The organism is Stenotrophomonas sp. Steno-Z10-HUANG (genome assembly GCF_056393075.1).
The window spans coordinates 1-595 of the sequence record NZ_JBWJPA010000023.1 but is presented as its reverse complement, the minus strand read 5'-3'; the positions used below and the strand labels follow the sequence as shown (position 1 = coordinate 595).

Genomic DNA, 595 nt, shown 5'->3' with positions numbered 1-595 from the left:
ATGACCCGATCCAAGCTCGCCCAGCTGCGTGAACTGTCCGTCGTGGTCGCCGATACCGGCGACTACGACGCCATCAAGCGCCTGCGCCCGGTCGACTGCACCACCAACCCGACGCTGGTGCGCAAGGCGCTGGACCTGCCGGTGTACGCCGGGCTGATCGAACGCGAACTGGAATGGGGCCGCGCCCAGCCCGGCGACCGCGCCGAGGTCGCCAGGGCCGTGGTCGACCGCCTGACCATCGGCGTGGGCACGATGCTGGCCGCGCTGGTGCCGGGCCGCGTTTCCACCGAGGTCGATGCCGACCAGGCCCACGACACCGACGCGACCATCGCCAAGGCGCGCCAGTTCATCGCCATGTACGCAGCGGCCGGCGTGCCGCGCGACAAGGTGCTGATCAAGATCGCCGCCACCTGGGCCGGGGTGGAAGCCACCCGCGTGCTGCAGACCGAGGGCATCGACTGCAACCTGACGCTGATCTTCAACCCGACCCAGGCGCTGGCCTGTTCGGAAGCCGGCGCGTTCCTGATCTCGCCGTTCGTGGGCCGCATCCTGGACTGGTACGTGGCCCATGGCCAGGCGCCGGCCAGCATCGACG

At 70.3% G+C, this 595-nt stretch carries 1 protein-coding gene; it reads left to right on the top strand.

Annotated elements, in window-relative coordinates; translation table 11 throughout:
* Nucleotides 1–595: transaldolase family protein (locus AC06E6_RS16375; protein WP_478062064.1), on the top strand; the 595-nt coding region annotated here is incomplete at its 3' end.